Raw genomic sequence first — 24,651 nt, forward strand, 5'->3', positions numbered from 1 at the left:
GCTTCGGAAGCTCGGCTTCGAGGGCTGGAAAGGCCGTCCGGATCAGCGCGCCCAGGCCGACAGGCGGCTCAGGGTCTCGCCGTCCAGGGCGCCGGAGCCCTGCAGGTTCTGGTCGCGCTGATAGGCGGCGATGGCCATCTGCAGGGCCGGCGAGGTGACGCCGTCCTGGGGTCCCTGGTAGTAGCCCAGCTTGGACAGGGCCCGCTGGGCGGTGGCCAGGCCGGCGCTGGGCGCGGCGGCCGAGGCGACGGCCTGCACGGGCGCGGCCGCCTGGGAGCGGAAGCCGCTGGCCGAGCGTTCGGCGATCCGCTGGCCTTCGGCGGTCAGTTGGGCGCGCAGGGCCGTGGCCCGGGCGCGGGACGCCGTGTCGCCCGACCGCGCCGCGATCAGGTACCACTTGTAGGCCTCGGTCGGGTTCTGGCTGACGCCCCAACCGCCTTCATAGAGCTGGGCCAGGTTGAACTGGCTGTCGACCAGGCCCAGGTCCGACGCCTTGCGGAACCAGCTGGCGGCCTTGGTCGAGTTCCGTTCGCCGCCCTCGCCCTTGTAGTAGTAGAGGGCCAGGTTGTGCATGGCGCGGGCTTCGCCGGCCGTGGCGGCGCGCTCGGTCCAGCGGCGGGCCTCGACCAGGTTCTTCTTCACCCCGCCCTCGCCGACCTCGTACATCTTGGCTAGGTAGAACTGGGCGCGCGGCAGGCCCAGGTTGGCCGCCTTGCGCAGGCTTTCCAGCCCGGTGCGGTCCTTGGCCTCGATACGGCGCACGCCGTCGTCATAGAGGGCCTGGGCGTTCTCGCCGGGCGGCGTGACGGCCGGCGCGGCCTCGGGCGAGAGCGCCCCGACGGGAACCTGGGACGTCAGGGCCACGGCGGCGCGGGCGCCAGCCGGGCTGGTGTCGGTCTCGGCGGCGCGGATCTCGCCGGTGGACTTGTTGGAGGTCCCCTCTGCCACGCGTTCGGGCAGCGGGCCCGAACCTTGAGCCAAGCTCATAATGGCGCCGGCCGAGAGCATGCCCAGGCAAGCGGCGGTGGCCGAAACCATCAGGGCGGTCTTCACCGCGTCCTTCTTGGCCTTCTTCTCCGACTTCTTGGCGCCGAAGCCGGCGAACAGCGAGGTTCCGGCCTTCTTCGGCTTGTCCTTGCCCCTGGCGTCGCCGGACAGGGCGGCCTGGCGGGCCGCGGCCCGGGCCTGCTCGATCACTTCGCGGGTCGACAACGGGCGCGACGGCGCGACCGGCTCTTCGGGGGCGGCGAAGTCGGGCGTGGCGAACTCGGGAGTCGAGAAGTCGCCGTCGTATTCGGCGTCGGGCTCGAACGCCGTTTCCGGCTCCAGGGCCGACACGAAGCCGTCGGCGGCCTCGAAATCCTCGTCGCCGAACTCCAGCGTCGGCGGTTCGCTGGCCGGGAAGGCCGGCGCCTCGAACACCGGGGCCTCGAAGGCGGCCGGCGCGGCGGTGCGGGCCGGCGTGGAGACCGGGAGCGGCGCGTGGGGCGGAATGAACGCGGCCGGCTGGTGGAAGACGTCCTCGGGAACGGCCTCACCGCCGAACGAGAAGCGCTCGCCGTCGTCGTCGAACGGCGACAGGGCCGGACGCGCGGGCGGCGGGGACGTGGCGGCCGCCTGCTCGGCGGCCCGGCGGTGAGCCTCCGCCAGCTTGGTGTCGATCTTCTCGCGGGCTTCCTCCAGCAGGCGCGCGGTGCGCTCCTCGCTCTGGCGGATGCGGTCGACCAGCTCCTGCGAGGTGCGCTCGTGGCGCTGGTTCAGGCGGTCGGTGACGCGGGTGACCTGGTCGCCGACATCGTCGATGGCCAGGGCGTTGCGGCGCTCGGCGTTGCTGATCCGCTCGGCCAGCTTCTCGGTGATCCGGGCGATCTCCGTGCCCAGCTTCTCGAGGGCCTGGGCCTGGACGCTGTCGGCGCGGTTCAGCTTCTGGTCGATGCTGGCGGCGACCTGCTCGATGGCGGCGGTGTTGCGGGCTTCCGAGGTCTGGACGCGGCGGTTCAGGGCGTCGGCCATGCCGACCACCTCGCGGCCCATGCGCTCGATGGCCTGGGCCGAGCGCTGCTCGGCGGCCTGCACGTGGGCGGTCATCTCGCCCAGCTTGCGCTCCATGCGGTCGAAGCGGCCATCGGCGGATTCACGCAGCTTGGCGGCCATCTCCAGGCGGGCGGCCTCCATGCGCTGGGTCAGGCTGCCGGCCAGGTCGTCGAGGCGCTTTTGGACGCCTTCGCCGGGATTGCTGCTCTCGACGGTCCGCAGGCGGCCGTCCAGGGCGCCGAACGAGGCGTTGAGCGCCTGCAGGGCTTCGGACGTGCGGGCCTCGGCGGCTTCCAGGCGCTGGCCCAGGCGAGCCACGACCTCTTCGACCAGCGCCGAGGGATCGCCGACGCCGGCGCCGGCCTGGCCGTCCAGGCGTTGTTCGAGGTGGGCGATGGTCTCGCGTGTGCGGGCCTCGCCCTCATAGAGGTGGCCGGCGACCTTGCCGAGCGCGCCTTCCAGGGCGCGCAGGGCCTCGGCCGACCGCGGACCGACGGACTCGGCCTCGATGCGGCGCAGCCGTTCGGCGGCGCGGGTCTGTTCGGACTTGATCTCGTCCACCGCGCCCTCGAAGCGGGCTGCGACGGCGACCTGCTCGCGTTCGGCGGCGACCAGGCGCTGCAGCGCGCCGCGCACGGACTCGTCAATGCCGGAAATGGCCTGGGCCGAACGCTTCTCGGCCGCCTCGATGCGGTCGGTCAGGCGATCCAGGGCGATGGCCACGCGACCGACCTCGTCGGCCGGATGTTCGCGGGCCTCGATGCGCGACGGCGAGCCGCCGCGGGCGGTCTCGTAATAGGAAGGATTGGCGCGGTCGTTGTTGACCGCCAGGGAGGGGCGGCTGGGCTCGCCGAAGGCTTCCAGGGACGCGGCGTCGAAGCCCTCGCCCTCGATGATCATGCGATTGAGCCATTCGCCCAACGTCATGCCGGAGCGACGCGCGAGGTCCTTGGCGACCTCCCGTGCCTTGGGGTCTATCCCCTTAACGCTCCATGGCGCCGCGGCCGTCATGCGAATCGTTCCCTCTGCACCTGGGAACCAACGCTAGTCACCGATTCCTAGCGTGTAAACGCGACCCATACCGCTACATATAGCAATGGTCTAGATTAACTGTGGATGGTTAACAGGCGCACCTTCCCAACGTGTGTACCTAAGATTCGGCTCCTTGTGGTTAATGAACGTTAACCATTTGCACGGCCGATTGTCGCAGGCCATGAGAGGCGCATGGACCTCCCCACGACCCTCGCCGTCGCCCTCGCCGCCCTGATGTTCGCCGTGTTCTGCGGCTGGCGCGGCGCGCGTCCGATCAATGTTTTAAAGGGTCCGCGCATGATGCCGTGGCGTCCGCTGATGGTGATCGGCGCCGTCGTGGCCCTGCTCATGGCGGCTCATCTGCTCAACCTGCTGGGGCTGAAGACGGGCGACCCGCGCTACTAGGTCGCGGCCTTTTCGTCAGGCCGGAGACGCCGCCGGACGACAACAGGCCGATGTCGGCGAGCAGAAAAGGGATCGCCCACTTGTGAGGCGCGGCAATGTAGCGCGGCTGCCAGACCGGATCGTACTTGTCCTTGTAGCGCCGGACGCCCTGGAAATTGTAGATTTCCTCGCCACGCTCGTAGAGCAGGCGGCCCACGCGCGACATGATCGGCGCCAGGGGACGGTCTTCCAGGCCGGCCAGCGGCGCGACGCCGAACTCGAACGCCTGGTAGCCCTGCTCCTTGCCCCAGCCCAGCAGCTCGACGAACAGGTAGTCCATGACGTTCTTGGGCGCGTCGTCGGAATAGCGCATCAGGTCCATCGAGAACGAGACCTTGCCGGCCGTGGTCCACAGGGTGGCGAAGGCCACGATCCGGTCCTCGACCCGCACCAGGGCGACCGGGAACTCGGCCACGTAGCGCTCGTCAAAGCCGCCCATCGAGAAGCTCTTCTCGCCGCCGGCGTGGTGGGCCAGCCAGGCGTCGGAGATCGCCTTCAGCTGCGGCATGACCGTGTGGACCTGGTCGGCGGGCAGGACCTCGAAGGCCGCCCCGCCCTCCCCGGCCTTGCGCCAGTTGCGGCGCAGGACCTCGCGCCGGCGGCCGGCCAGGGAGAACGCCTCCAGCGGCACCGCGGCGCTCTCGCCGGTCTTCTGGATAGCCAGGCCCAGGTCGACGCTGTCGGGCAGGTCGGCCGGCCCCAGGGCGTAGAAGCCGGCGCGGGCGGCGTGGGCGTCGGCCAGTTCGCGGAACCGCCAGAACAGCTCCATGCGCTCGTCGTCGCGCCCGACCGGCGGGCCCATGGCGATCCACGAGCGGCCGCGCACGCCGAACATCAGGAAACTCTCGCCCGAGGCCGAGAACAGGAAGCGCTTGTCGCCCAGCAGGGCCAGGTTGGACGGCGGCTCGGCGTTCTCGGCCTTGGCCAGGATGGCGCGGACCCGGTCGAACTCTGGGTCGGTGTCGTCGACCACCGGCGGCGTGGCCGGGGTGGCGATCAGCCGCCAGACGCCGATGGCCATCAGCACGATGGCGGCGGCGGCCGACGAGCGGATGGCGCGGGCCACTTCCCGGTCGCCGATCGTCTTCATCACCGACTGGTCGGCGTATTCGGTGTGGGCGAAGGTCCACCAGCCGCACAGGGCCACCCCGATCAATGCTGCGGCCGCCGACAGCAGCCAGCCGGGCGTGATCTCCATCCGCGACAGGGCCGCCTTGCGGGGAAAGGCCTCGTGGAACGGCAGCATGGCCAGCATGATGGCCGTCAGGATGACGGTCTCTTCCCAGTTCAGACCCTTGAACAGGGCCAGGATCGCCCCGCCCGCCAGGGTGAACAGCGCCGCCCACCAGGCCGCGTCCAGGCGCGAGCGCAGGCCGAAGGCCAGCAGCACCAGGACCAGGCCCAGGATCGACGAGACGAAGTGGCTGACCTCGATCAGCGGCCCCGGGGCTACGGCCACCCAGATCGCGAAACGGGTCGGCTCGGACGGGGTCGCGCCCGAGGCCAGCAGCAGGATCCCGGCGCACGCCGCCAGGATGGCCGACAGCGTCGGCGCGACGGCGAGGAAGGCAGGCCTCAGTTGCGGCGCGGACATCAAGACCCCTGATCGGCGAATCCCGGCGGGACACGTCATCGGAGTCCTCTATAGCGCGGCTTGTCCGCAGCGGGCGCCCGTCGCGTGACGAACGGCCGTTTGAATCAACTTGCCCCCGGCGTTCCATGGCGTAGTCTGCCGGCCGACGACGCCCATAAGCGTCGCGAAACGATGCGATTGCGGTAGGGAGAACGGCCATGGCGGATTTCGGCGGCGGCGGCGACCTGGAGGCTTTCCGGGCCGAGACGCGGGCCTGGCTGGAGGCCAACTACCCGCCATCGCTGAATGCGCCGATGAGCGAGGACGACGCGCCCTGGGGCGGCAAGCGCTTCCAGTGGAAGAACCCCGAGGCCAAGCTGTGGCTTGACCGCATGGCCGAGCGCGGCTGGACCGCGCCGATGTGGCCCAAGGCCTACGGCGGCGGCGGCCTGTCCAAGGCCGAGAACAAGGTGCTGGAGCAGGAATTGCGCCGCCTGAAGGCCCGCCCCGCCCTGATGAGCTTCGGCGTCTGGATGCTGGGTCCGGTGCTGCTGGAATACGCCACCGAGGAACAGAAGCAGCGGTTCCTCCCCGAAATCGTGCGCGGCGAGACCCGCTGGTGCCAGGGCTATAGCGAGCCGGGCGCGGGCTCGGATCTCGCCTCACTCCAGACCAAGTGTGAAGACAAGGGCGACCACTGGCTGATCAACGGCCAGAAGGTGTGGACCAGCTACGCCGACCAGGCCGACTGGATCTTCTGCCTGGTGCGCACCGACACCACCAAGAAGCACGAGGGCATCTCGTTCGTGCTGTTCGACATGGCCTCGCCCGGCGTCGAGGCCCGGCCGATCAAGCTGATCAGCGGCTCCTCCCCGTTCTGCGAGACCTTCTTCGACAATGTGAAGGTCCCCAAGGACCAGCTGGTCGGCAAGGTCAACGGCGGCTGGGACATCGCCAAGCGGCTGCTCCAGTACGAGCGCCAGAACATCTCGGCCTCGGGCTTCGGCGGCGGCGGGGGGCTGGACCTGGTGGAGGCGGCCAAGACGGAGGTCGGGGTCGATGCTTCCGGCAAGCTGGCCGACGGCGACCTGCGGGCCCGCATCGCCCACCACCGCATGGACGCCCACGCCTTCATGCTGACCGTGCGCCGGGCGGAAGCCGAGTCCAAGCAGGGCTCGGGCCCTAGCGCCGCCGTCTCGATCATCAAGTACGCCGCCGCCAAGATGAACCAGGAGCGCACCGAGCTGCTGGTCGAGGCCCTGGGCCTGCAAGGCCTGGGCTGGGAGGGCGAAGGCTTCACCCAGGACGAACTGGCGGCGCCGCGCGCCATGCTGCGCGCCAAGGGCAACTCGATCGAAGGCGGCACCAGCGAGGTCAACCTCAACGTCGTCGCCAAGCGGGTGCTAGGCTTGCGGGATCACCAGTAGGGGCGCCGAGGGACCATGATCGAGTTCTGGCCATGATCGAGTTCTGGTACGAGTTTGGATCCACCTACAGCTACCCCGCCGCCATGCGCGTCGAGCGCCTGGCCCAGGCCGCCGGCGTGACCGTGGCGTGGCGGCCGTTCCTGCTAGGGCCGCTGTTTCACGAGCAGCAGGGCCTGACCGACAGCCCGTTCAACGCCTTTCCGGTCAAGGGCGACTACATGTGGCGCGACCTGCAGCGGGTCTGCGACCTGGAAGGCCTGCCGCTGGTCCATCCCAGCCAGTTCCCGCGCAACGGGCTGCTGGCCGCCCGCGTGGCGATCTGCGGCTTGGAGGACGGCTGGACCCCGGCCTTCAGCCGCGCCGTCTACCAGGCCAATTTCGTCGACGACCAGGACATCTCCAAGGCCGAGGTGCTGACCCCGTTGATCGCCTCGGTCGGCGCGGCGCCGGACGCGGTGCTGGCCGCCGCCGCGACCGATCCCGTCAAGAGCCGCCTGAAGGACCACGTCCGCCAGGCCCAGGAGCGCGGCCTGTTCGGCGCGCCCAGCTTCGTCACCGCCGACGGCGAGCTCTTCTGGGGCAACGACCGTCTCGAACAGGCCCTCGCCTGGGCCGTCCGCCATCAATCTTTGGAGCAAGCCTGACATGGCCGTCCTGACCGAAGAACAGACCATGCTGCGCGACGCCGCCAAAGGCTGGACGCAGGACAGCGCGCCCGTCGGCGCCTTGCGCAAGCTGCGCGACAGTGGCTCGAAGCAAAGCTTCGACCCAGCGGCGTGGAGCGAGATGGGCGCCATGGGCTGGGCCGGGGTGATCGTGCCCGAAGACTTCGACGGCTCGGCCTTCGGCTATCTGGGCCTGGGCCTGATCCTGGAGGAGACCGGCCGCAACCTGGTGGCCTCGCCCCTGCTCTCCACCGCCCTGGTCGCGGCCTCGGCCTTGGTGCTGGGCGGTTCGGACGCCCAGAAGGCCGCATGGCTTTCGAAGATCGCCGCCGGCGAAGTCGTCGCCACCCTGGCGGTCGATGAGGGCGCGCACCATGCGCCGCTGAACACGACCCTTTCGGCGACGACGTCCGGCGGCGGCTTCGTCCTGCACGGGACCAAGACCTTCGTCCTCGACGGCGAGACCGCCGACCTGCTGATCGTCGCCGCCCGCACCTCGGGCGCGGCCGGCGACAGCGACGGGCTCACCCTGTTCCTGGTCCCCGGCGACGCTCCGGGCGTGACCCGCACCCACCTGGCCCTGGTCGACAGCCGCGGCGCGGCCAGGATCACCTTCGACGGCGTGCAGGTCGGCGCCGAAGCGGTGCTGGGCGAGGTCGGCCAGGGTTGGGCGATCCTGGAGCCGGTGCTGGACCGCGCCTATGCGGGCCTGGCCGCCGAGATGCTGGGCGCGGCGACCGCCGCCTTCGAGATCACCCTGGACTACATCAAGACCCGCACCCAGTTCGGCCAGGTGATCGGAACCTTCCAGGCCCTGCAGCACCGCGCCGCCAAGCTGTTCACTGACCTGGAAACCACCCGTTCCTGCGTCGAGGCGGCGCTAGAGGCGGCCGACGCCCATTCTTCTTCAGGGCGCGCGGATACCCGCCTGCTGGCCTCCCTGGCCAAGGCCAAGGCCAGCGAAGTGCTGCACCTGGCGTCCAACGAAATGGTCCAGATGCACGGCGGCATTGGCATGACCGACGCCCACGACGCCGGCCTCTACATGAAGCGCGCCCGCGTAGCTGAGGCCCTGTTCGGTTCGGCCTCGTTCCACCGCGACAGGTACGCGCGGCTGTCGGGGTTCTGAGGGGCCGTGCGTCCTTCGAGGCCCGCTACGCGGGCGCCTTAGGATGAGGAGCTTGGTTGCGCCGAATTCCTCATCCTGAGGTGCGCGTCGTAGGCGCGCCTCGAAGGACGCACGGCGTCCAACGCCGAACCTTCGCCCTAGGAACCCCGACAGCCAACGACGGTTCTCCCCTCCTCTCCCCCGAGAAGGAAGATCCGTCATGAGCACAGATCCCAACGACAGGGCCGCCGTCGAAAAGCGCCTCTGGAAGGAACTGGACGACGCGCGCTTCGGCATGTTGGGCTTGGTCGACGCGCGCGAGCACTTCCAGCCGATGACCATCTTCATCGAACCCGAGCACGACCTGATCTGGTTTTTCACCCACGACGACACCGACCTGGCCAAGCGCGCCAAGGGCGGCGCCGAGGCGATGCTGGTGGTGCAGTCCAAGGACCATGACTTCCACGCCTGCATCGGCGGCGCCCTATCCCTGGCCCGCGACTCGGCCCGGATCGAGCGGTACTGGAGCGCGACCGTCGGCGCCTGGTTCCCGGAGGGCAAGGACGACCCTCGCCTCACCCTGCTGCGCCTCGACGCCCGCGACGCCGCGGTGTGGATCTCCAAGGCCGGCCCGGTCCGCTTCGCCTGGGAAGTGGCCAAGGCCAATCTGACCGACAGCCCGCCCGAAATCAGCGACACCGCCCACGTCAGGTTCAGCTAGAGGGACTACCGCTTGCGGGTCGGGAACGGCGCATGGGCCAGGCGCAGCAGGTTGGCCGCGCCCGGCGCGCCGAACGGGGTGCCCGCGACGATCAGCACGCGCTCGCCCGGGCCGACCAGCTTCAGCTCGACCGCCTTGGCGACGGCGTCCGAAGTGACGACCTCCAGGCTGTCGGGCTGGCCGCTGACCCGGGCCTCCACGCCCCAGACCAGGCACATGCGGCGCACGGCGTTGATCTGCGGCGACAGGGCCAGCACCGGCTGCAGCGGCCGCTCGCGCGACAGGCGGCGGGCGGTGGCGCCGGTGGTGGTGAAGGCCACCAGGCACTTGGTCGAGCCGGACCGGGCGGCCTGGGCGGCGGCGACCACCAGGACGTCGGCGTCCTCGTCGTTGTGCGGCTGTTCGGCCTGCATCAGCTCGGGCCAGCGCGGATCGCGCTCCACCCGCTCGATGATGCGGCTCATCATCGTCACGGCCTCTTCCGGATAGTCGCCGGCCGCGCTCTCGGCCGACAGCATGACCGCGTCCGCGCCCTCGTAGACAGCATTGGCCACGTCGGAAGCCTCGGCCCGGGTCGGGGTCGGCGAGTTGGTCATCGATTCCAGCATCTGGGTGGCGACGATCACCGGGATGCCGCGCTCGCGGGCGGCGCGCAGGATGACCTTCTGGGCCACCGGCACCTCTTCCGGCGCCATCTCGACGCCCAGGTCGCCGCGCGCCACCATCACGCCGTCGCAGAGGTCGAGGATCGGGCCCAGCACTTCCAGCGCCTGGGGCTTTTCGATCTTGGCCAGCACGGCGGCGCGACCTTCGACGATGCGGCGCAACTCGGCCATGTCTTCCGGGGCCTGCACGAACGACAGGGCGATCCAGTCGACGCCCAGGCGCAGGGCGAAGGCCAGGTCCTCGCGGTCCTTCGGCGTCAGGGGCGACATGGGAATGACCACGTCGGGCACCGCCACGCCCTTGCGTTCCGACAGCTTGCCGCCGTTGACCACCGTGGTGTTGGCGTAGCCGGGGCCGGCGTCGATCACGGTCATCCGCAGCTTGCCGTCGTCCAGCAGCAGGGTCGCGCCCGGGCGCATGGCCACCAGGATCTCCGGGTGCGGCAGGTGCACGCGCGTCGCGTCGCCCGGCGTCGGGTCATTGTCGAACCGGAACGCCTGGCCGGCCTTCAGGGTGACCGGACCGTCAGCGAACTTGCCCACGCGCAGCTTCGGCCCCTGCAGGTCGGCCAGGATGCCCAGCGGCCGTCCGACAACCGCCTCGGCCGCGCGAATGGCGTTGTAGGCGGCGGCGTGGTTGTCGTGGCTGCCGTGGCTGAAGTTCAGACGGAAAACGTCCGCCCCGGCCTTGGCGAGGGTGATGATCATCTCCGGCGAGCTGCTGGCCGGGCCGATGGTGGCGACGATGCGGGAGCGGCGCGCGCGGATCATGAACCTGCTCCGGAGAGGCTAGAAAATGCTGCAATGCGGCAATTTATACCGCATAGCGGAAAGGATTTGCTTTTGACGAACGTCATTCTCGAATTTCGCGCCTGACAACGTTGTCTAGCGGCCCAAGCCTGGATTCGCCATTGCTGACTTAGCGTCAACGCCGAAGCCTTTCCACCTCCATCGGAAAAATGGGCGCGAAAGGCCTTGGGATTCCGAACGCCTGAAGCGGGGTTCGGATCAGAGAAACCTGGAACCTAGCCGACCGGGCCGGTGGATTCGCGGACCACCAGTTCGAAGTCCAGCAGGCGCGACGGCGGCGCCTCGCCTTCTGTCCGGGTCACGCCGGTCAGCAGCAGATCGGCCGCCGCCGCCGCCATGGCCTGGATCGGCTGGCGCACGGTGGTCAGCTGCGGCCAGACCACCTTGGCGCCGGGCGTGTCGTCGAAACCCGCCACCGACAGGGTCTGGGGCACCTCCAGGCGCAGGCGGTTGGCGACCGCCATCACGCCCAGGGCCATGTCGTCGTTGGAGGCGAAGATCGCGGTCGGGCGGTCGGGACGGTCCAGCAGCCGCTCGGCCGCCTCGAAGCCCGAGCGGAACGAGAACCAGCCCTGCTCGACATGGTCCTCGCGCACGGGGCGGCCATGCTCCTTCATCGCGGTCACATAGCCTTCGTAACGCAGGTGCGAGGCGCCGTGCTCGGGGTGGCCCTTGATGAAGCCGATGTCGGTGTGGCCCAGGCCGATCAGGTGGGCGGTCATCTCGTAGGCGGCGCGCACGTCGTCCATGCGCACATGGGCCGAACGCTCCAGGTCCTGGTCCGGCGACAGCCGCACATAGGGCACGCCCTCGGCTTCCAGCACGTCCAGCACCGCGACGTTGTCGCAGACCGGCGGGGTCAGGATCACGCCGTCCATGCGCAGGGTGCGCAGCATCGGCTCCACCTGGGCGGCCACATCGCCCTCGGAGTCGAGCGGCTCGACGATCAGGTGATAGCCCTCCTCGCGGCAGCGGGCGATCGCCCCCAGCTGCACGTCGGTGACGTAGGCGGGGCTGGGGTTGTCGAAGAACACGCCGATCAGATAGGCCTTCGAGCCCGCCAGGCTGCGGGCCGAGATGTTGGGCCGGTAGTTCAGGGCCGCGACGGCTTCCTGCACACGTGTGCGGGTGTCGGTCTTCACGTTCGGCTCGCGGTTCAGCACCCGCGAAACGGTCTTGATCGATACCCCCGACAGACGGGCGACCTCGTGGATCGTAACCTTGGAACTCAAGACCGGCCTCGCGAAGCGTCGGAAATCGACAAGCGACGCAATAAAGGCATGACAACCTTGTCAAGGCGAGCCCACTTCCGGTGGAAATCTCGCCTCGCAGGATGGGAAACCAGGCTCGCGGGGAGAAAGCCCTACGAAATGGCGGCCTTGCCGTCCGGGGTCATGGCGACGGCCGCGCCGATCAGGGCTGTGTGGGGGTTCATCACCACGTGGGTGGGGATGGCGCGGGTGTAATCGCTGAGACGACCCTTCGACTCGAATCGGCTACGGAACTCGCCCTGCTCCAGGAGATCGACGATCCGGGGCGCGATGCCGCCGGCTATGAACACCCCGCCCCGCGCGCCCAGCGCCATGGCCAGGTCACCGGCCGCCGAGCCGAGGATGGCGCAGAACCGGTCGATCGTGACCTTGCAGCACTCGTCGCCGGCCACGCCGTGCTCGGTGATCTGCTTGGCGGTCAGTTCGTCGGCCTTTCGGCCTTCGACCTCGGCCAGGATGAGATGCAGGTCCTCCATGCCGGGGCCCGACAGGATGCGCTCGATCGAGCAGCGGCCGAAGCGCTTGTTCAGCGCCCGGAGGATCTCGATCTCGACGTCGTCGAACGGCGCGAAGGCGATGTGGCCGCCCTCGGTGGTCAGGGGCGTCTCGACGCCGTGCCGGCGCACCATGCCCGCGGCGCCGAAGCCGGTGCCTGGGCCGATGATCGCCAGGTCGCCCTCGCCCGAGGTCTGCAGGGGACCGATCTGGCGCAGGTCCTTGGGCGCCAGGCGCGGGGCGGCCAGGGCCTGGGCGGTGAAGTCGTTGATCAGCCGGGCGGTGCGGAAGCCGCCGGCCCGGCGCAGGCTGTCCTCCGACAGCTTCCAGTCGCTGTTGGTGAACTGCACCGCGCCATGCTCGATCGGGCCGGCGACCGCGACCACCGCCTGGTCCGGATGGCGCACGCCCATCTTGTCCAGATAGGCCTCGACGGCGTCCTCTGCCTGGCCGTAGTCCTCGCCCTTGTACGAGGTCGGCTCGATCAGCTTGGGGTCGACCCCATCGAAATCGACCAGGGCGAACCGCGCGTTGGTTCCGCCGATGTCGCCGACCAGGCCTAGTCCGATGGAGTTCAAGCCGCTCATATCCGTCATTTCCTAAGCAAACAGCACCGATGCGCCGTGGTCGGAAGCGCCGACCCCCGAACGCAACAGGCCGAAGAGTTCCCGTCCAAAGCCCGGCTTGGACGCCGGGACTTGCGCCGGCGTGCGGGCGCGCAAAGTCGCCTCGTCCACCAGGATTTTCAGTTCGCCCGTGTGGGCGTTCAGCGAGATGACGTCGCCATCCTCGACATAGGCCAGGGCCCCGCCCTTGGCGGCTTCCGGCGTGATGTGGATCGCCGCCGGGGTCTTGCCCGAGGCGCCCGACATCCGGCCGTCGGTGACCAGGGCCACCTTGAAGCCGCGGTCCAGAAGCACCGAGATCGACGGCGACAGGTTGTGCAGCTCGGGCATGCCGTTGGCCGACGGGCCCTGGAAGCGGACCACCACCACCACGTCGCGATCCAGCTCGCCGCGCTTGAACGCGGCGATGAAGTCTTCCTGCTCCTGGAACACCGCGGCCGGGGCGGTGATCACCTGGTGCTCGGGCTTGACGGCCGAGACCTTGATCACCCCGCGGCCCAGATTGCCGGTCAGCAGGCGCAGGCCGCCTTCCGGGCTGAACGGGTCAGAGGCCGGACGCAGGATGTTGAGGTCCAGCGACTCTTCGGCGCCCTCGCGCCAGGTCAGCTCGCCGTCGATCAGCACCGGCTCCTGGGTGTAGCGCGACAAGCCGGGGCCGGCGACGGTCAGCACGTCCTCGTGGGCCAGGCCGGCCTTCAGCAGTTCCTTGACCACGAAATGGATGCCGCCGGCGGCGTGGAAGTGGTTCACGTCGGCCGAGCCGTTCGGATAGACCTTGGCCAGCAGGGGCGTCGCCTTGGAGATGTCGTCCAGGTCTTCCAGGGTCAGGATGATGCCGGCCGCGTGGGCCATGGCCACCAGGTGCAGCGCCAGGTTGGTCGAGCCGCCGGTGGCCATCAGGCCGACCACGCCGTTGACCACGGCTTTCTCGTCGATCACCCGGCCGACCGGGATCCAGTCGTTGCCCTTGTGGGTGATGGCGGCCACGCGCTTGGCGGCTTCCTTGACCAGGGCCGTGCGCAGCGGGGTGTGCGGATGGACGAAGGCCGAGCCGGGCAGATGCAGGCCCATCAGCTCCATCAGCATCTGGTTGGTGTTGGCCGTGCCGTAGAAGGTGCAGGTGCCGGGGCCGTGGTAGCTGGCGCTCTCGGCGGCCAGCAGTTCCTCGCGGCCGACCTTGCCCTCGGCGTAGAGGGCGCGGATGCGGGCCTTTTCCGAATTGGGCAGGCCCGAGGTCATCGGCCCGGCCGGCACGAACATCGCCGGCAGGTGGCTGAAGGTAAGGGCGCCGATCAGCAGGCCCGGCACGATCTTGTCGCAAACGCCCAGGTACAGCGCGCCGTCGAAGGCGTCGTGGGTCAGGGCGATGCCGGTGGCCATGGCGATGACGTCGCGCGAGAACAGCGACAGCTCCATGCCCGGACGGCCTTGAGTCACGCCGTCGCACATGGCCGGCACCCCGCCGGCGAACTGGGCCGTGGCCCCGACCTCCCGCGCCGCGGCCTTGATCAGCGCCGGATACTCCTCCAGCGGCTGGTGGGCCGACAGCATGTCGTTATAGGCCGAGACGATGCCCAGGTTGGGGGCGTTGACGTCCAGGGCGCGGACCTTGTCCACCGCCGGCGAGGCGGCAAAGGCGTGGGCCCAGTTGGCGCAGCTGAGCTTGGCCCGGCCCGGCTGGGCGGCGGCGGCGGCGTCCAGATTGGCCAGATAGGTCGCGCGGCTGTCGCGGCTGCGTTCGATGATCCGCGCGGTGACTTCGGCGATGACGGGGTTCAAGGCCATGGGGATTACTCCGCCCAGAGGATACGGACCGGGGCGCGGTCCTGGTTCAGAATCGCGGCGATCGGCAAGCTTTGATCGACCGGACCCTCAAGCAACGTCTTCTTGGCGCCGCCGGTGACCAGCAGCACGATCAGCGACGACTGGATCAACGCCTGAAAGGTCAAGCTGATCCGGGGCAGGTCCGGCGCGGGCTGGCCGGGCGGCACGGCGATCACCGTGCGCTCGGACCGGGGGTCCAGGCCTTCCGCCAGCTTCGGGTTGCCGGGGAACAGCGACGCGAAGTGGCCGTCCGGCCCGACGCCCAGCAGGGTCACGCCGAACGGCAGCGCCCCTGCGACGCCGGCCTCGGCCTTGGCTGCGACCGCGTCCTGGGGCACGCCGTCGAAATAGAGCGGCGCGAAGCCGGCCTTGGCCGCCTCGCCTTGCAGCAGGTGGCGGCGAACCAGGCCCTCGTTGCTGCTGGGGTCGGACGGCCGCACGAAGCGCTCGTCGGTCAGGGTGACCACGACCTTGTCCCAGGGGACGGTCATCGTCGCCAGCCGGTCATAGACCGGGGCCGGGGTCGAGCCGCCGGTGGCGGCGAACCCGGCCTGGCCGCGCTTGGCCACCGCGTCGGTCAGGGCCGAGGCGACGACCGAGGCGGCGGCGTCGTAGAGCGCCTCGCGGGTGGCGAAGGCCTCGATCTTGGGAAGGACCATGGTCGTCACGCCTATTCGTTCCACGCCCGGCCCTGGGGCGAGATCAGCGCCGTGGCGCTGTGCGGCCCCCAGGTGCCGGCGGCGTAGGGCGCGGGCTCGATCTTGGCCTCGGCCCAGGCGGCCGAGACGCCGTCCACGAACTTCCAGGCCTGCTCGACCTCGTCGCGGCGCACGAACAGGGTGCGGTCGCCGCGGAACACGTCCAGCAACAGCTTCTCGTAGGCGATGCGGCGGCGGCTGCCGGCCGCGCTCATGGCCAGGGACAGCGGCAGGGACTGCAGACGCATGCCCTCCTCCGACAGGCCCGGACGCTTGGTCATCACGGTCAGCGAGATGTCTTCGTCCGGCTGCAGGTCGATGACCAGGCGATTGGCCTTGGTCTCGGCCTGGGCGGCGCTGCCGAAGATGTTGTGCGGCACGGGCTTGAACTGCACGACGATCTGGGTGCGCCGGTCGGGCAGGTTCTTGCCGGTGCGCAGGAAGAACGGCACGCCGGCCCAGCGCCAGTTGTCGATGTCGACCTTCATCGCCACGAAGGTCTCGGTCCTGGACGCCTTACCGACCTCTTCCAGATAGCCCTCGCGCGGCGTGCCCTCGACCACCCCGGCCACGTACTGGCCGCGCACGGTGTCATGGGCGACATTGGCCTTGGTGAAGGGACGCAAGCTGCGCAGCACCTTGACCTTCTCGTCGCGGACCGCGTCGGGATCGAAGCCCGACGGCGCCTCCATGGCGACCAGGCAGAGCAGCTGCAGCAGGTGGTTCTGCAGCATGTCGCGCAGGGCGCCGTATTCATCGTAATAGGGCCAGCGCTCGCCGACCTTCTCGGTCTCGGCGATGGTGATCTGCACGTGGTCGATGTGCTTGTTGTCCCACAGGGGCTCGAACAGCACGTTGCCGAAGCGCAGGGCGGTCAGGTTCTGGACCGTCTCCTTGCCCAGATAGTGGTCGATGCGGAAGATCTGGCTTTCGTCGACCACGGCGCCGACCGCGCCGTTGATCACGCACGAGCTGGCGAAATCCTTGCCGATCGGCTTTTCCAGCACCAGGCGCGTCCTGGGCCCGGTCAGGCCGGCCGATTGCAGGGCGGTGCAGACCGAACCGTAGAGGCTGGGCGACAGGGCGAAATAGATGACGAGATCACCGTGCGGACCGACCTTGTCGGCCAGGGCCTTGGCGCCCTCTTCCTTGGTGATGTCGACCGACAGGTAGTCCAGGCGGGCGGCCAGGCGGTTCCACGCCGATTCCTCGACGGTGGCCCGCTTGCCCAGTTGCTCGCGCACCAGCTTGCGATAGCTGTCGGGCGTGTGGTCGTGACGGGCCAGGCCGACGATCCGCAAGTCATGCGGCAGCAGGCGGTCGACTTCGAGAAAGTACAGCGAAGGCAACAACATGCGCAACGCGAGGTCGCCCGCGCCGCCCAGCAGAACCAGCACTTCGCGACCGGTCTGGTCGGCGTTCGTTTCTTTGGCCAAAGTTTCCACCCTATGACAACGTTGTCATGACACGCCCTTTCGAGCAATGCAAGCGGGCCCATGACGTCAGGGGCCGATGTCCCGTGTCGACGTCCCGACAGGACCGCGTGCGCGGCGTCTAACTAAGGCGTTTGGGTCGAGGCCGCCAGCAGACCAATCGCTTTTCCCGCGCGAAGGTTCACCGCCTGGGCAGACGAAACGCGGTCGCGCGGCAAATGACGACCGTCTGGGCAGGGTTGAACGGTAGAATCGTTCCCTAGAGCGCCAGTGCACACAGCGTTCGACACCCTGCGGAGCGCTCGAACTTCGCTTGAAGAAACCACCCGGCTTCTGAAGGCCGGCCAGCAAAGAACTACCGGGCCGGACTCGACAAGCACACCTCCTCGGTCACCGAGTCGTCGAGGAGGCGGTAAGTCACCGCGTAGCGCGTACAGGCTTGCCGCGAAGGCGGAGCTTGGTTGCGTGTACGATAATGCGTGTTGGGCATCTGCGGGCGAACCCGCTGGACCGACAGCAGGACGTGAATCGTCGGCTCTCCGTGCTCCACGGCGCCATAGTAGAGCCGGTGGTAGGCTTGTCGGGGCCCGAAGGCCGTCGAAGCGAACCGCGGATCTGCTTGAAAGCGGTCCAAGGCGGCGTCCACCTTGACCACATAGGCGTCGCTGGGTCGCCACGAACTCCACCGCACATGGGACGGCCTGCCGCTACAAGCGCTCAGCAGCGTCGCGGCTGCAACGAGCAGCGCAATCTGAAACCTCATGGCGCCCCCTGACACTTCGGCTGCAACCAGCTTAGTCAAGGAAGGGATCTTCACAATAGCGGGGCGAACCTACCCCGCCTTGCTCGCCTGCGGCCGGAAGCGGTCCTTCATCTTGGCCACCCAGCCGTTGAAGGCCTCGTTGTCGGCGGTGACCTTGCTGAAGTCGGTGCTGGACAGGCTGCCCGGATCGGCGCCAGCCAGGGCCACGCGCAGCCCGTCGGGATTGCGCGCGCCTTCGACGAAGGCGCCGTAGCGCTGGCGCAGTCGACCCAGTGAAGCATCGTCGTCGGCCAGGCTGAAGGCCACGGCCGAACGCAGCAGCTTGGATTCGTCGGCCGGGTTCAGCACGCCCGGAGTCTTCCAGCGGTCGGCCAGAGAGCGCTCGTACAGAGCGCCGGCCTGGGGCCAGGCATGTTGTTTCCAGGCGATCTCGGCGCGGACGTCCTCGGCGTCGCGGCTCTTGTCGGCCTCGATCACCTCCAGGGCGGCGTCGTAGCGGCCCAGGCCCATCAGGGCGCGGGCCGTGGCCAGCCTGCGTTCGGCGTTCAGGGCCGGCGGCAGGATCGTGGTGCGCGTCGCGTTGATGGTGTCCAGCGCGCTCTCGGGCTTGCGGTCCATCAGGTAGATCCAGGCCAGGTCGGTGGCCACCTGGGCCTTGGGCACGCCGTTCAGGCGGTTGTCGACCTGGTACTTCAAGAGCTTGGCGGCCTCGTCCAGCAGGTCGACGTCGACCAGGCGGCGCACCAGGTTGCGGACCATCTGGTCGCCGTCGGCGCCGATCGGGGTCAGGTCCTGGAAGTCGTAGAACAGCCCCACGGCCTGGATCGGCTGCATGCCGTCGGCCAGGCCGTCCAGGAACAGGCTGCGGAAGGCGGTGTTGAGGTCGTTGCGCAGGGCGACGGCCTGCGGCAGGTCGGACTGCACGTTGCTGGCCGAGTGCAGCACCTCCAGCGCCTCGCGATAGCGGCCCTGCTTGATCTGCAGCTGGCCTAGGGCGCGGATGGTGTCCAGCTCGACCCCGTCGCCGCGCCAGTGGAAGCGCAGGGCGTCCAGCCCCTTGGCGGCGATGTCGGCGCTGATCTGGTTCTTGGCCAGGCGCAGCTGGATGGCGTGCAGGGTGGCCGGCGCGGCCAGGCGGTCGATGCCGCAGCGGGAAATGGCCTGGAACACCGGCAGGGCGCGGACGTCGTTCTTGGCCTCGAAGGCCTTGGCCAGGGTCAGGCGCAGCTCCAGCTGGTCCTCGACCGGGATGTTCGGCAGCTTCAGGGCCTGATTGACCAGGCGGATGGCGCTGTCGGGCGCGCCGACGCCCACCGACGCCTCGGCCTGGGCGCCCAGGAAACGGGCCTGCCACAGGGCCGGGAACATGTTCAGCGCGCGCGCGCCTTCGGCGAACCGCTGGTTGGCGTCGACCCACTGACCGGTCTTGCTGGCGATATAGCCCCGCCACATCGCCGCCGAGGGGTCGTCGCTCAGCACCGGCGAGGCGAAGTCGGTCTCGGCCTCGGCGTAGCGCCGCGCCAGCACCTTGGCCACGCCGCGCAGGCCGCGGAACTCGCCGTCGCCCATCAGGGTCTGGTGGGCGCGGCCGGCGGCGTTGAGCACGCCGATCGCCTCGAACGACAGGTTGGAGCCGACCAGGAAGCGGGCCAGGGCCATGCGGGCGGCCGTGTCGTCGCCCTTGCCGTCACTTCCGCCGGCCGCCGGGATCGCGCCCAGCAGCGCGTCGTACCGGGCCATGAAACCGCCCGAGCCGGTCTTGGACCAGTGCTCGGAATCGATCAGGGCCGGCATGGCCATGGCCTGGGGCGCGCCGGCCCCGGCGTCCGCCTGGGCATGGCCGCTGGACGAGGAGGACAGCAGCAGGCCCTTGGGCCGGCCGATGCGGACGATGTCGCCGTCGGCGGTGACCTGCAGGTCGCCCGCATAGGTTTCGACGGCCAGGCCGGTGGCCGACTGCAGCAACGCCATCTCGACATAGTCGCGGCGCGACGGCAGGCCCTTGGACGGGGCCAGGGCGGTGGCGACGGCGACCCTGTCGCCGACCGCCGGGTCGGTGACCCAGGCGATCTTCGTCGCGCCGGCGACGTTGGCGGTCAGGGTGACAGGGCTGGCGTTGTCGTCGCGGGCCACATGGACCAGGTCCGGAGAGTCCTGGGTCCCCGCCCCCAGGGCGATCGTCCAGTTGGAGCCGACGCCGTCGGCGTAGAACGGCGCGCCCTGCGGCGTGCTGATGCGCAGCGCGGTGTAGTCGGGCCCCTTGAAGGCCTGGATGGTGCGGTACTGCGGGGTGCTAACCGGCAGCTTGCCGATGTCCAGCCGGGCCGGAGCGTCGAACACCACCCAGACCGCCTCGCCGCGCCGAAACACCGCGGCGCCGGCCGGATTGGCCCAGTCGAAGCTGAGTTGGACCTGGCCCGCGACCTTGGAGAACTTGACCGCCACCGCGCCGTTGGCCGGCATCGGGTTGGGACGCCGCGCGACCACGGCCGCGGCGGGCGCCGGCGCAGAAGCCGTTTCGGCCCGGGCGAACAGGTTGATGAAGTCGTCGCCGTCGGCGTTGCCGGCCCGGAAGTCGGCGTCGTCGCTCAGCGCGACCACGATCTCGACCACGCCGCCGACGTGACGGGCCTGAGCGCCCTTGACCCAGCGTGGCGGGCCGACGTTCAGCGGCGAGAGATTGGGATTGGCGTCGCGGGGAAAGCGCAGAACCACCGCCGTCCCCTCGCGACGGGCCTGCATGCCACGCGAGCCGGGGAACTCCAGCCGCGTGAAGTCGGGGGCCTGGGCGACCCTTACCTGGAGGCCCGCGGAAGCGGCGGGACGCGGCGCGGCGGCCTTGCGGGGAGCGGGCTTGGAGACCTGGCGCGGCGCGGCCGAGATCGACACCGCCGGGGTCGCGACCCCAAGGATGCAGATCGCCGCGACGGTCGATCTCAGGATCCCTCCCAGCTTCATGCCCCCGCCCGCGCTCCCGTCCTAGCCGGCCTTCTTGCCGCCGGCCTTGCCGGCCTCGGGACCCGCGCCGGCCAGGGGCGCGGCCGCGGCCTGAGCGGAAGGAGCGGCGGCGGCGGGCTTGTCGGCGGCCGCCAGGGCCGCCCGTTGCTTGGCGATGGCGTCGGCCGACAGCCGGTTGGCCAGGCGCTCGGTCAGGATCTTGGCGTCGTTCGGCGACATGTTGGCCAGGATCATCGAGAGCGTGCGCTCCTTCATCTTGGCGGCGATGGGCAGGCGGACGGAGTCGTCCAGCACGCTCATGCGGGCGGCGGCGTCCTTGGGCTTCATGGCCGAATAGACCGTGACCATCCGCATGGCCTCGGCCTCCTTCTGGGCGTCGGCCTGGCCCAGCAGGCCCTGGATCTCGCCCTTCATGCCGTTCAGCGCCTTCATCTTGGCGTCGAGCTTGGCCTCGGCGGCGGTCAGCAGCTGCAACTGGACGTCGATGTCCTGCTCGCGCTGGTCCAGCTGGCCGCGGCGCTGGCCCAGGCTCTGCAGGACGCGCAGCTCGGCCGGCGACAGGCCGGCTTCCTTGGCCAGCTCGCTGGACGACGGCGCGCAGACCGCCGGCGGCGTCCTGGCCGCGGCGTCCTGGCCGGCGTCGGCGGCCGACACGGCCTTGCCGGCGTCGGGCTTGGCCATGCCTTCGGCGAAGGCCTTGGCGCCGCTCAGCATGTCGGGCACGGACTTGGCGCCGGCCAGCGCGTTGACGGCGAGCACGCCGACCACGGCGACCCCGACGATCGGCAGGATGCGCGGAACGTTTTTCATCGACGGCCCCTAAAGGTCGAACCGGGGCGCGGCGGATCTTCCGGGCCCTCGAACAGGTCATCATCTATCCGCGCCCGTGAACGCGGAGTTTCCTTTGGCGCCGAAGACCGCGCGGGGGAAGGCGGCGGGGCGTCGCGGGGGATGCGGGCTTCGCGGTCCAGCAGCTTCTCGAAGTCCTCGGCCCGCAGCCGGCGCGGGGTTTCCGGCGGAAGCTGCGGCTCCGGTGCGCGGATCGGACGCGTCGCGGCGCGGGGCTCGGCGGCGGCGTGCGCGGCGGGCGGCGGCGTAACCATCGGCCGGTTCAGGCGCTCGTCCAGTTGGACGGCCAGGGCCTGGGCCCGGGAAATGCGGTCGGCCAGGGTGTCGGCGGCCTCGTCGGTCGCGGCGCGCAGATCGGCCAGGCCTTGTTCGGCGCGCATGGCGGCGCGGTCGAGATCGGCCACGGCCTTGGCGAAGCCCTCGTGGCTGTCGCGCAGGGCCTTCAGCCGGCGCTCAAGGCGCACGCCGAAGGCCAAGGCGATCAGCAGCAGGATCGCCAGCAGACCGTTGAGGGCGATGGCCGTCACGCTCATTTCAGCTTCTGAACCGCCTTCTTGGCCGCCATGCTCAGGGGCGCGTCGGCCCGCACGGCGATCGAGTGGTTGCGGCGGCCCATGCGCCCGCGGGTCAGCGGGATGGAACCGGCGCGCAGCTCCACCGGGCTGTCGGGCGTGGCGTTCAGCATCAGGGTGTCGCCCACCTTCAAGTCCAGGACCTTGGAAAGCGGCAACTGCTGCTCGTCGAGCACCGCGCGCACCTCCATCTGGGTGGTCCAAAGTTCGGTGGCCAAGTGGCCTTCCCAGATGTTGTCGCGGCCGAACTTCTCGCCCATGAACTGCTGCAGCAGCATCTTGCGGATGGGCTCGAGGGTCGCATAGGGCAGCAGAAGCTCGATTCTGCCGCCGCGGTCTTCCATGTCGATCCGAAGCTTCACCAGAATCGCGGCGTTGGCCGGCCGGGCGATGGCGGCGAAGCGCGGGTTGGTCTCCAGGCGGTCCAGGCTGAACGACACCGGATGCAGGGGCTCGAAGGCCGCCTTGGCGTCGTGCAGCACCACCTCGACCATTCGCTGCACCAGTACCCGCTCGATGGTGGTGTAGGGACGGCCCTCGATGCGCATGGCCGCGGTGCCGCGACGGCCGCCCAGCAGCACGTCGACGATCGAGTAGATCAGGTTGGAGTCGACGGTCAGCAGGCCGTAATTGTCCAGCTCCTCGGCCCGGAACACCGCCAGGATGGCCGGCAGCGGGATCGAGTTGAGATAGTCGCCGAAGCGGATCGAGCTGATGTTGTCGAGGCTGACCTCGACGTTGTCGGAGGTGAAGTTGCGCAAGCTGGTCGTCATCAACCGCACCAGGCGATCGAAGACGATTTCCAGCATCGGCAGGCGCTCGTACGAGACCAGGGCCGAGTTGATGATGGCGCGGATGCCGGTGCGGTCGTCGTTGCCGTCGCCGGACATGTCGAAGCCCAGCAGGCTGTCGATCTCGTCCTGGTTCAGGATGCGCTCGGCGCCCATGCCGTCGCCGCCGCCGTCGTCCCAGCCGCCCATGCCGCCGCTGAAGTCGCCAAACTCGTTGGCGCCGGCCTCGCCGCCTGGCGGGTTCTCCGAGGCCCATTGGGCCATCGCGGCCTGATCGTCGATGTCTTCCGCCATGTCGGTTCGCCTCAGCCAGCCCGGGGGCTAGTTGATCAGCATCTCCTCGATCAGCACCGCGTTCACCTTGGAGGGCGCGGCGACCAGATTAACGCGACGCAGCAGCTCGGCCCGCAGCTGATAGCTGCCCTGGCTGCCATTGAGGTCTTCCGGACGCAGTTCGCGCAGGAAGGTCTGGAACATGTCCTGCAGGCGCGGGAGGTTCGGCGTCAGGGTCTCGGCCGTCTCCTCGTCGGGCAGTTCGAAGGTCAGTTTCAGCTTCAGGAAGGTCGACTTGCCGTCGGCGGCCTGCATGTTCACCACGATGTCCGGCAGGGTGTAGAACACCACGCCGTCGGGGCCTTCCTTGATCACCGGCGCGCCGGCCGCGGGCGCGGCTTCGCCGCCGCCATGGCCGCCCTTCTCTTCCTTCTTCTTTTCCTTCTTCTTCGGCTTTTCGTGGCCCGCCTCGCCGTGGGCGTCGGGCTTGGGCTTCAGAAGCAGGAAGGTCGTCACGCCGCCGCCAACCAGCACGACGGCCGCCGCGGCCGCGATGATGATCATCATCGGCGGCTTCTTCTTAGCCGGAGCTTCGCCCTCGGCAACGCCCTCTTCGCCTTCCGGGGCGGGAGCGTCCTTGGGGGGTTTCTTGGCCACGCGCGCGGTTCCTTGAAATCTACGGATCTACTCATGCGTGGAGCATGGTTAACGATGTCTTTTGAAGGCCATTTCGCCGCAGGCTGAATCTGCCCGGCAGACTCCGTCACACGAGCCTCATTAACCTTTCTCTTCGTTGAAATTCCTGGTCTTTTCGAGTTGGCACGAGGGTTGCTTGCGGAGTTGCGGCGCATTTGTCGCGCCAGCCGTCTCGGTAACCGGTCATGGACAACGCTCTGTATGTGGGACTTTCGCGGCAGATGACCCTGCGCCGCGAGCTCGACATCGTGGCCAACAACATCGCCAACGCCAACACCACCGGCTTCAAGGTCGAGGAGTTGATGGTCCGCACCGAACCGGCGAAACCGGCCCGCACCGCCGGCGGCGCGAACCCGGTGAAGTTCGTGCTGGACGACGGCGTGGCGCGCGACTTCGGCCAGGGCGCCCTGACCCAGACCGGCGGCGACTTCGACCTGGCCCTGGAAGGCCAGGGCTTCTTCAAGGTCTCGACAGCCGGCGGCGAGCGCTACACCCGCGACGGCCGTTTCACGATGAACCCCGAGGGCAAGCTGGTCACCCAGAACGGCCAGCCCGTGCTGGATGACGGCGGCGGCGAGATCCTGCTGGACCCGCTGAAGGGCCCGGTCACCATCGCCCGCGACGGCACGGTCAGCCAGGGCGCCGAACTGCTCGGCAAGATCGCCGTGGTGCGCCCCACCGACCTGGCCAGCTTCCGCAAGGACGGCGACAACCTCTATCGCAACACCACTAACGACACCCCCCAGGCCGCCCCGGACGCCAAGATCCACCAGGGCATGCTGGAGGCCTCCAACGTCCAATCGATCACCCAGATCACCAAGCTGATCGAGGTCAGCCGCGCCTACGAGAGCGTGGCCAAGATGATGGATCAAACCTCGGAACTGTCCCGGTCCGCCGTCGAGCGGATGGGCAAGGTCCAGTAA

General features: G+C 69.4%; 19 protein-coding genes. 6 read left to right on the forward strand and 13 right to left on the reverse strand.

All coding sequences use genetic code 11. The features are described from left to right. Positions 1 to 42: 42 nt before the first annotated feature. Entirely contained in the window at positions 43 to 2,961 is a 2,919-nt protein-coding gene (locus tag ACSQ2G_RS03075) for a peptidoglycan-binding protein (protein ID WP_436028187.1), read from the reverse strand. Between the two features lie 297 nt (positions 2,962 to 3,258). On the opposite strand from ACSQ2G_RS03075, the gene ACSQ2G_RS03080 reads away from it, so the two are divergent. Further along, a complete protein-coding gene (locus ACSQ2G_RS03080) occupies positions 3,259 to 3,471 on the forward strand; it encodes a hypothetical protein (RefSeq protein WP_436028189.1) in 213 nt (70 codons plus the stop codon). Here ACSQ2G_RS03080 and ACSQ2G_RS03085 read toward each other — a convergent pair. Further along, the gene (locus ACSQ2G_RS03085) at positions 3,431 to 5,104 is read right to left on the reverse strand and encodes a phosphatidylglycerol lysyltransferase domain-containing protein (protein ID WP_436028191.1); all 1,674 of its coding nucleotides are present in this window, start codon (positions 5,102 to 5,104) and stop codon (positions 3,431 to 3,433) included. The two genes, ACSQ2G_RS03080 and ACSQ2G_RS03085, sit on opposite strands and share 41 nt — an antisense overlap. Positions 5,105 to 5,301: 197 nt before the next feature. Here ACSQ2G_RS03085 and ACSQ2G_RS03090 point away from each other — a divergent pair, with 197 nt between their 5' ends. The 4 genes from ACSQ2G_RS03090 to ACSQ2G_RS03105 all read left to right on the forward strand — a co-directional run bounded on the left by ACSQ2G_RS03090 (position 5,302) and on the right by ACSQ2G_RS03105 (position 9,004). After that, positions 5,302 to 6,510, forward strand: coding sequence for an acyl-CoA dehydrogenase family protein (locus ACSQ2G_RS03090; protein ID WP_436028193.1), 1,209 nt, complete (start codon positions 5,302 to 5,304; stop codon positions 6,508 to 6,510). A gap of 32 nt (positions 6,511 to 6,542) precedes the next feature. Beyond that, complete coding sequence (locus ACSQ2G_RS03095; protein ID WP_436028195.1) at positions 6,543 to 7,154, forward strand: 2-hydroxychromene-2-carboxylate isomerase; 612 nt, start codon at positions 6,543 to 6,545, stop codon at positions 7,152 to 7,154. Position 7,155: 1 nt separating this feature from the next. Next, positions 7,156 to 8,304: an acyl-CoA dehydrogenase family protein gene (locus ACSQ2G_RS03100; RefSeq protein WP_436028197.1), complete on the forward strand. Its 1,149-nt coding sequence runs from the start codon at positions 7,156 to 7,158 to the stop codon at positions 8,302 to 8,304. 199 nt (positions 8,305 to 8,503) lie between these two features. Then, complete coding sequence (locus ACSQ2G_RS03105) at positions 8,504 to 9,004, forward strand: pyridoxamine 5'-phosphate oxidase family protein (RefSeq protein ID WP_436028199.1); 501 nt, start codon at positions 8,504 to 8,506, stop codon at positions 9,002 to 9,004. 5 nt (positions 9,005 to 9,009) lie between these two features. On the opposite strand, the gene pyk is transcribed toward ACSQ2G_RS03105, so the two are convergent. The 11 genes from pyk to fliL form a co-directional block, all read right to left on the reverse strand. Further along, on the reverse strand, positions 9,010 to 10,440 hold the full coding sequence (gene pyk, locus ACSQ2G_RS03110; protein WP_436028201.1) for a pyruvate kinase: 1,431 nt from the start codon (positions 10,438 to 10,440) through the stop codon (positions 9,010 to 9,012). A 254-nt stretch (positions 10,441 to 10,694) separates the two neighbouring features. Next, on the reverse strand, positions 10,695 to 11,711 hold the full coding sequence (locus tag ACSQ2G_RS03115) for a LacI family DNA-binding transcriptional regulator (protein WP_436028203.1): 1,017 nt from the start codon (positions 11,709 to 11,711) through the stop codon (positions 10,695 to 10,697). 131 nt (positions 11,712 to 11,842) lie between these two features. Beyond that, positions 11,843 to 12,832 (reverse strand): glucokinase, encoded by a 990-nt coding sequence (gene glk / locus ACSQ2G_RS03120; RefSeq protein ID WP_310084503.1) that lies wholly within the window; start codon positions 12,830 to 12,832, stop codon positions 11,843 to 11,845. A gap of 12 nt (positions 12,833 to 12,844) precedes the next feature. Next, positions 12,845 to 14,656 carry a phosphogluconate dehydratase gene (gene edd / locus ACSQ2G_RS03125; protein WP_436028205.1) on the reverse strand — a complete coding sequence of 604 codons (1,812 nt, stop codon included), beginning with the start codon at positions 14,654 to 14,656 and terminating at the stop codon, positions 12,845 to 12,847. 5 nt (positions 14,657 to 14,661) lie between these two features. Further along, a complete protein-coding gene (gene pgl, locus ACSQ2G_RS03130; protein WP_436028207.1) occupies positions 14,662 to 15,354 on the reverse strand; it encodes a 6-phosphogluconolactonase in 693 nt (230 codons plus the stop codon). Positions 15,355 to 15,365: 11 nt separating this feature from the next. Further along, a complete protein-coding gene (gene zwf / locus ACSQ2G_RS03135) occupies positions 15,366 to 16,829 on the reverse strand; it encodes a glucose-6-phosphate dehydrogenase (protein WP_436028209.1) in 1,464 nt (487 codons plus the stop codon). An 829-nt stretch (positions 16,830 to 17,658) separates the two neighbouring features. Next, complete coding sequence (locus ACSQ2G_RS03140; protein ID WP_436028211.1) at positions 17,659 to 20,547, reverse strand: endoglucanase; 2,889 nt, start codon at positions 20,545 to 20,547, stop codon at positions 17,659 to 17,661. Between the two features lie 21 nt (positions 20,548 to 20,568). Next, positions 20,569 to 21,357: a MotE family protein gene (locus ACSQ2G_RS03145; protein WP_436028213.1), complete on the reverse strand. Its 789-nt coding sequence runs from the start codon at positions 21,355 to 21,357 to the stop codon at positions 20,569 to 20,571. Beyond that, positions 21,354 to 21,929 carry a DUF6468 domain-containing protein gene (locus tag ACSQ2G_RS03150; RefSeq protein ID WP_436028215.1) on the reverse strand — a complete coding sequence of 192 codons (576 nt, stop codon included), beginning with the start codon at positions 21,927 to 21,929 and terminating at the stop codon, positions 21,354 to 21,356. Before ACSQ2G_RS03150 ends, ACSQ2G_RS03145 begins: the two co-directional genes overlap by 4 nt. Further along, positions 21,926 to 23,053, reverse strand: a complete 1,128-nt coding sequence (gene fliM / locus ACSQ2G_RS03155) for a flagellar motor switch protein FliM (RefSeq protein WP_436028216.1) — start codon at positions 23,051 to 23,053, stop codon at positions 21,926 to 21,928. Before fliM ends, ACSQ2G_RS03150 begins: the two co-directional genes overlap by 4 nt. A 27-nt stretch (positions 23,054 to 23,080) precedes the next feature. Further along, positions 23,081 to 23,689, reverse strand: coding sequence for a flagellar basal body-associated protein FliL (fliL, locus tag ACSQ2G_RS03160; protein ID WP_436028218.1), 609 nt, complete (start codon positions 23,687 to 23,689; stop codon positions 23,081 to 23,083). A 224-nt stretch (positions 23,690 to 23,913) separates the two neighbouring features. Between fliL and flgF the strand changes: the two genes are divergently transcribed. After that, the gene (gene flgF / locus ACSQ2G_RS03165) at positions 23,914 to 24,651 is read left to right on the forward strand and encodes a flagellar basal-body rod protein FlgF (RefSeq protein WP_436028220.1); all 738 of its coding nucleotides are present in this window, start codon (positions 23,914 to 23,916) and stop codon (positions 24,649 to 24,651) included.

Source organism: Caulobacter sp. LjRoot300, assembly GCF_964253875.1.
Classification (GTDB): domain Bacteria; phylum Pseudomonadota; class Alphaproteobacteria; order Caulobacterales; family Caulobacteraceae; genus Caulobacter.

Excerpts from the sequence above, each read along its gene's own strand:
- ACSQ2G_RS03075 (WP_436028187.1), bottom strand. The coding sequence starts at position 2,961 with ATGACGTTGGGCGAATGGCTCAATCGCATGATCATCGAGGGCGAGGGC.
- ACSQ2G_RS03080 (WP_436028189.1), top strand. The coding sequence starts at position 3,259 with ATGGACCTCCCCACGACCCTCGCCGTCGCCCTCGCCGCCCTGATGTTC.
- ACSQ2G_RS03085 (WP_436028191.1), bottom strand. The coding sequence starts at position 5,104 with ATGTCCGCGCCGCAACTGAGGCCTGCCTTCCTCGCCGTCGCGCCGACG.
- ACSQ2G_RS03090 (WP_436028193.1), top strand. The coding sequence starts at position 5,302 with ATGGCGGATTTCGGCGGCGGCGGCGACCTGGAGGCTTTCCGGGCCGAG.
- ACSQ2G_RS03095 (WP_436028195.1), top strand. The coding sequence starts at position 6,543 with ATGATCGAGTTCTGGTACGAGTTTGGATCCACCTACAGCTACCCCGCC.
- ACSQ2G_RS03100 (WP_436028197.1), top strand. The coding sequence starts at position 7,156 with ATGGCCGTCCTGACCGAAGAACAGACCATGCTGCGCGACGCCGCCAAA.
- ACSQ2G_RS03105 (WP_436028199.1), top strand. The coding sequence starts at position 8,504 with ATGAGCACAGATCCCAACGACAGGGCCGCCGTCGAAAAGCGCCTCTGG.
- pyk (WP_436028201.1), bottom strand. The coding sequence starts at position 10,440 with ATGATCCGCGCGCGCCGCTCCCGCATCGTCGCCACCATCGGCCCGGCC.
- glk (WP_310084503.1), bottom strand. The coding sequence starts at position 12,832 with ATGAGCGGCTTGAACTCCATCGGACTAGGCCTGGTCGGCGACATCGGC.
- edd (WP_436028205.1), bottom strand. The coding sequence starts at position 14,656 with ATGGCCTTGAACCCCGTCATCGCCGAAGTCACCGCGCGGATCATCGAA.
- pgl (WP_436028207.1), bottom strand. The coding sequence starts at position 15,354 with ATGGTCCTTCCCAAGATCGAGGCCTTCGCCACCCGCGAGGCGCTCTAC.
- ACSQ2G_RS03140 (WP_436028211.1), bottom strand. The coding sequence starts at position 20,547 with ATGAAGCTGGGAGGGATCCTGAGATCGACCGTCGCGGCGATCTGCATC.
- ACSQ2G_RS03145 (WP_436028213.1), bottom strand. The coding sequence starts at position 21,357 with ATGAAAAACGTTCCGCGCATCCTGCCGATCGTCGGGGTCGCCGTGGTC.
- ACSQ2G_RS03150 (WP_436028215.1), bottom strand. The coding sequence starts at position 21,929 with ATGAGCGTGACGGCCATCGCCCTCAACGGTCTGCTGGCGATCCTGCTG.
- fliM (WP_436028216.1), bottom strand. The coding sequence starts at position 23,053 with ATGGCGGAAGACATCGACGATCAGGCCGCGATGGCCCAATGGGCCTCG.
- flgF (WP_436028220.1), top strand. The coding sequence starts at position 23,914 with ATGGACAACGCTCTGTATGTGGGACTTTCGCGGCAGATGACCCTGCGC.